Annotated in this window: 3 protein-coding genes; all 3 read right to left on the bottom strand. The window is 48.0% G+C overall.

What is annotated here, in order from left to right:
- Nucleotides 1–192 precede the first annotated feature (192 nt).
- On the bottom strand, nucleotides 193–351 hold the full coding sequence (locus VE954_RS30175; protein ID WP_324959972.1) for a hypothetical protein: 159 nt from the start codon (nucleotides 349–351) through the stop codon (nucleotides 193–195).
- A gap of 280 nt (nucleotides 352–631) precedes the next feature.
- Nucleotides 632–1,438: a hypothetical protein gene (locus VE954_RS30170; protein ID WP_324959970.1), complete on the bottom strand. Its 807-nt coding sequence runs from the start codon at nucleotides 1,436–1,438 to the stop codon at nucleotides 632–634.
- A gap of 1,561 nt (nucleotides 1,439–2,999) precedes the next feature.
- Nucleotides 3,000–3,447 (bottom strand): hypothetical protein (locus VE954_RS30165; RefSeq protein WP_324959968.1); only part of this gene is annotated, 448 nt, incomplete at its 5' end.

Genomic DNA, 3,447 nt, shown 5'->3' with positions numbered 1-3,447 from the left:
GTCCTGGGTTTAGGGCTGCAAGGATCTATACCGTCTTAGAAATGAACTTGTCGATGATCTGAAAACAATCCCGGTCCCAAAACCCGGACCCGGGTGGCAGTTCAACGGATGGGTAATGTATGTCCAGACAATCATTGAGCTGGAAAAAGTGCTGGAAAATGATTCGTCCGGGTGACAGGTCCGGACCTTCCTTTAGCGTTCAACTGCCTCAAGAACGGCCTTTTGCCACGATTCACGCAATCCATGTTCACTCTTCTCCTGGGTGTGACTATCGGCAGGCGCGCTCGATGAATCAAGAGTGGCACATCCTGCTGCCATCGCAAAGGTCAGGATCAGCATAAAAGATTTCATCAGATTTATCCTTCTGTGAGTGACCTGAATGTCAGGCATAAACTGCTTGCTGAAATCATCCCTGCTCAGCGAACTGCTTCCTATATGGCATAGGGAGGGACATGTTTCAAGTGCCATCCAGTTTCAATCACGAATCTCTGTCAGATGCTTTCATACCAATAAAAATTCAGGTGCCGATCATCAAGGATCGGCACCCTCCAATGTCCTAAACTTTCGTCATTCATATCAAAAGCATCCTGCGGGAAAATGCCAGGATTTCGTTTGAACCCAAGCTTTTCCTTCAAACAAATACACTTTTCCTTTCACCTTCCAGCACCACGGATCGAATGGATGGCTCCGCTCTATCAGTTCCGGGCAAATCCTGCTGGTCGTAAGGCCCCACCACAATGTTTAAGAAAAAAGGCACACTTCCAATCGCGTCCTCTTTGATTTCCTCGATTGCCTTCAAAAATTCCCGGCTCATTGCCACTATCCGGGCCAGAGCCTCGGGTGTAACGGATTCACATACATGGCTGATCAGGGAAAAATTTGAACTGAGTTCGCGGACAAAATTCCTTGCATCATTACTGATCTGATGCTGGGTTGCATCATGATCCATCTCCGCGAACACCGCCCGTATTACATTGCCCTGCTGCTCAAGCAAACCTTGCTCGATCATTTCATCAAGTGCAAGCAATCCCGATTCACCGGTTAGACGTTCAACAGCCTCATGGCTTGCACCCGCCCTTGTCATGGCCAGCCTGATAATGAGGTTGTGTGGACTCAGATATAGGAACTTTCTCAGCACATCAGAGAGGCCCTCAATGGCGGGTTTGACTTGGGAGGGCGGGCTTATCATCCTGACAAGGGACGGATAATGACTGCGAATGAATTCCACTTGCTCTTTTTTATGGAGTACGCGTTCCAGGAGTTTGAAAACCGTTTCATCCTTGATCTCATTGACTTCGGATTGGAGAATTCGCCTTAGTGTGGCATAGGGAACACCAGTGCGCATGGACAAGGCCTTGATGGTGACCCGGGGATATCGATTAAAATAGCTGTTTAATAAGGCTTGAACCGCTTCAAACTTTGATATCCTTGCTTCCATAAATGCTGACCTCTCAATGATTGTCGGCTGAAGCTGAGTGGCTGTGAGAGCTCAAAAAGGCCATTCCGGGCATATGTTGAGCCGCCATCTCCAGATCTTTTCCGAGCCCTTGGTAGTCCCTAAAAAAAGGAATGGATAACCATTCCTTATCAAAGAGACTATGCATTTGTGGCTTTAGGGGAAGTTCAGATCGCCAACCCAACCTAGTATTTTTGAGTGGCAAGCTACAGAAAAATCAACTCGGACCCGGGTTATTTAGATTCATTAAGAGTACAGACTGTAACCAGTATGATTATATGCATGATTCATATCATATTGATTTTATTTGGATCTGAAAAAGGTCAGAATCGAATCGATATCTGCAAAAAATTGATAAGTGAACAATTGTACGCTTATGGTATTGGTTTCCGAGGAAGTGAAAATGAGCCAGTAGCAGGCGCTGCACAGTTTTTCCTTCAATGTTCGGAACCCCGGATTTCCATCACCTCTTACAAGCGCGGGAGTTTAATCATTCCGTGCAATCGTCTTCCACTTACTGAGCAGAATTATCGAAATCACTCTGTGATTGTGCTCGTCATGATGGACCGTTTCAGGCATCTGAAGTATGGCCAGAAGTTGAAACTGTTTTCCTTATAGATTTTCAATTTCGACATTTTGCGCCCTGTACGTCAATCGACGGACAGGGCAAATTGCAGGGCCCCGGAAAGAATGCTTAAGAATTAATCCAGGCCTTGCGCGGGTCTGCTTCACTGGATTGCGATACCCTATAATGTCTTTATAAAATAACTTTGCCCCGCGCATGTGGGGATGATCCGCTGTTCTTCGGTAGCTTCATCGACTCTCATTACTTTGCCCCGCGCATGCGGGGATGACCAATGGGCGCAAGGCTCTGGCGCCTTCAATTTTGAAAGCTTGTGCCTCAGGCTAAGAATCATCACATATGCATCAAGTTCAGTAAAAGCCACGTTTCCTTCCTCAGAGTTGACGCATACACGTCTGGTATCACGGAGTCGAATCGCTTTCAATAATTGCACTGCGGCCGTTTCCTGGCGGAAAGCCGCATGGTCGCCACGCTTCGTATCGTTACCTGCCTAATCCCAGCTTCCTGGCTTTATTTCTTCATTAAAGAGTGACTTGTGGATAGCCTAAAAGTAAACCAGGCAGCACCCATGGTTTTCCCAAAATCGGCGAGGCGGGTTTGTCATGATGAACATGGCCCACGTGCTCCGAACGATCCTAGGGTGCAGTGAGGAAATCAAGCGTAACAGTAAATGACTTATGTTCATGAATTGGAATACCGTTGTGCTCACCCGTAACGACATCCGGGCTGGAGAGCGTGAGGATCGGCCCAGCCACCTTGTATGTGATTGGACTGGAATTCAGGCAATCAAGGTCGGTGCAATTCAATAGCTTTCGCGGGCCTGTCTGACCGCTGTTATCTGTATACGTATAATTTGAAAGGTCAGCCGCAGTAAAGACAGCTGTGCCTGCGTAGTACCCATTGGTACCAGGCGCGAGCTTGAAGGTGACGCTTGGCCGTGTTAGAGACAATCCATTCGAATCAGTACCAAGCCGTTTCCCTACAATTATTCACGATGAATCCGTCCGGTTTTGCATGCCCAAATAGATAAAAGCGGGGTTCTTCAGTGGACCATGTGGTGTAAACCCTCCTCGCTGCCGAGCGACCAGGGATTTGTAAAACGATACCCTGGGTATATTCAAGAGGCTGAAGACCCGTTGTGGTCTTCTTGTGCAAGCGGAACGCATATGTACCCCGACGGGTTAGACCTTCAGACGTCAGGGTAAAATCAGTAAATGGGGTCGTGAGAGTACTGCCAATGCGAGACTCCGTTGCGAACGCAAGTAGTGTGCTGGTAAAAGGCCTTGTCACCTCAAATCGTAGATCTGTCGTACGCCAAAGGTCGGGATCCTGGGTAATGCTCGATTGCAGGATGTCCACGGCCCGGTTATCGAGATCATCCAGGACAAGAGACTCAGTGCGCGCGGCC

The organism is Oligoflexus sp., assembly GCF_035638955.1.
In the GTDB taxonomy this organism is placed as follows: domain Bacteria; phylum Bdellovibrionota_B; class Oligoflexia; order Oligoflexales; family Oligoflexaceae; genus Oligoflexus.
This window is presented reverse-complemented; position numbering and strand designations above follow the sequence as displayed.

What these genes read in the sequence shown, in the direction of transcription:
- VE954_RS30175 (WP_324959972.1), bottom strand. Translation starts at nt 351, where the DNA reads ATGAAATCTTTTATGCTGATCCTGACCTTTGCGATGGCAGCAGGATGT.
- VE954_RS30170 (WP_324959970.1), bottom strand. Translation starts at nt 1,438, where the DNA reads ATGGAAGCAAGGATATCAAAGTTTGAAGCGGTTCAAGCCTTATTAAAC.